The following is a 1640-nucleotide window of genomic DNA, read 5'->3' as shown; positions in this document are numbered from 1 at the left end:
TATCATGTATCCAGCTGCCGCACTCAGCATGATTAGCATGCTTGCAATTCGTCCGGATGACGCCCCGAATCAACTTGATAACGGAATTTTAGTGCATATCGCATTGTCTATTTTGGCCTATAGCATTCTATGCTTGGCCTCCGTACAAGCAATCTTTGTTGTTTACCGTAACCGACAGCTTAAATCACACCTACATTCGAATAGCTCTCTCCCACCATTACTCGTAATGGAAAGCACCTTGTTTGATTTGTTAAGAATAGGCACCTTATTCCTTGCTATAGCGATCACTCTAGGCTTCATATTCGTGCATGATCTCTTCGCGCAACATCTTGCACACAAAACATTCTTCTCTTTAGTTTCTTTGGTGCTGTTCGGCGTACTGTTGTTCGGCAGACGCCAATATGGTTGGAGGGGCTCACTCGCAGCAAGCCTTACCTTATGGGGCACAGGGTCGTTAATGCTTGGTTTTTTTGGCACCAAGATAGTTCTTGAATCTATACTGTAATTTCTTTTTCTAGCAACCGAGCTTTACCTTGAACGAAACTTCCCTTACCTGGCTATTTGGCTCCCTTGGCGTTCTTATAATGTTGTCCGGCTTTTTCTCAAGTTCCGAAACAGGAATGCTGTCACTCAACAAGTACCGTCTTAAGCATCTAAAGAAACAAGGACATAAAGGCGCAAACAAAGCGAGCGACCTGCTCGACCGCACAGATCAACTTATCAGCGTTATTTTGATCGGCAATAATTTCGTAAACATACTTGCCTCTTCAATTGCTACAGTTATCGCAATCCGTCTCTGGGGTGATGCAGGTATTGCGATCGCAACCGCGTTACTTACGCTAACCATTTTAATTTTCGCCGAAATCACTCCAAAAACATTTGCAGCTTATCACCCAGAAAAGATAGCGTTTCCAGCAGCCCACATTCTCAAGCCACTCCTAAAACTGCTATACCCTGCTGTTTGGTCTGTAAACCTAGTCACCAACAACCTATTAAAAATACTGGGCATTAATACCTCAGCGCAGACTGAGAACCATATAACGAGAGAAGAGCTAAAAACACTCGTCCATGAAGCTGGCAATAAAATCCCTCGCTCTCACCAAGACATGCTGATCAGTATCCTTGATCTAGAGAAAGTAACTGTCAACGACATCATGATTCCTAAGAATGAAGTGATTGGACTAGATATTGAAGACAACCTAGATGATTTGATCGAACAAGCTAGAAGCTCGCAACACACTAGGCTCCCCGTCTACAAGGGAGACATCAACAACATAATTGGTGTACTCCACCTGCGAAACATGACAAAAGTTTTGTCTCATGCTGAGCCAAATAAAGCAGCACTACTGCAGGCATGTCGTGAGCCCTATTTTATCCCCGAAAGTACTCCGCTAAACCATCAGTTACTTCAATTTCAAAAAGCAAAACGCAGAATCGGCATTGTGGTTGATGAATATGGTGATGTTCAGGGACTTGCAACAATGGAAGATATCTTAGAAGAAATTGTTGGGGAGTTCACAACGGACTACTCTACAACCAGCAGCTCAGATATCACTGCGCAAGAGGACAGCAGCTTCCTTATTGATGGCTCCGCCACCATTAGGGCGATTAATAAAGCGCTTAAATGGTCATTACCTACT

2 protein-coding genes are annotated in these 1640 nt (G+C 43.6%); both read left to right on the top strand.

Annotation, left to right across the window (positions count from 1 at the left end):
• The coding region (locus A3738_RS00955) for an inner membrane protein YpjD (protein ID WP_231876488.1) at positions 1-505 on the top strand (505 nt) is incomplete at its 5' end.
• A gap of 79 nt (positions 506-584) precedes the next feature.
• On the top strand, positions 585-1640 hold a 1056-nt coding region (locus tag A3738_RS00950), incomplete at its 3' end, for an HlyC/CorC family transporter (protein WP_197473490.1).

It is taken from the genome of Oleiphilus sp. HI0066 (assembly GCF_001635725.1).
The sequence above is the reverse complement of the archived record's forward strand: the minus strand, read 5'-3'. Positions and strand labels throughout refer to the sequence as shown.